Source organism: Xanthomonas pisi DSM 18956, assembly GCF_001010415.1.
Lineage (GTDB): Bacteria > Pseudomonadota > Gammaproteobacteria > Xanthomonadales > Xanthomonadaceae > Xanthomonas > Xanthomonas pisi.
On sequence record NZ_JPLE01000301.1, the window covers coordinates 1 to 411 of the forward strand.

Here is a 411-nt window from a genome sequence, read left to right on the forward strand (position 1 = left end):
GAACGATACAATAATCCAGACCACAATTTAGTAGGTCGTGTTGTTGGTCAGGACCCTAATGTTAAGCAAGGTGCTTATAATAATCGTTGGGTGAAAGACTATGCTACAGCTTTAGCTAAAGAATTAAATGGTCAAATTTTAGCACGTCACCAAGGTATGATGCTTCCTGGCGGTGTTACAATTGATGGGCAGCGCTTAATAGAAGAAGCTCGTTTAGAAAAAGAAGCACTGCGCGAAGAATTATACTTACTTGACCCTCCATTTGGAATTTTGGTAGGTTAATATGGCTACTTACGATAAAAATCTCTTTGCTAAATTGGAAAACAGCACAGGTTATTCTCAGACCAATGAAACCGAAATACTAAATCCTTATGTAAATTTCAATCATTATAAAAACAGCCAAATATTAGC

General features: G+C 36.7%; 2 protein-coding genes. Both read left to right on the forward strand.

The features are described 5' to 3' along the window. Positions 1-282 (forward strand): neck protein (locus Y887_RS20860; protein WP_046965670.1); only part of this gene is annotated, 282 nt, incomplete at its 5' end. 1 nt (position 283) lies between these two features. Next, on the forward strand, positions 284-411 hold a 128-nt coding region (locus tag Y887_RS21625), incomplete at its 3' end, for a hypothetical protein (protein ID WP_211257035.1).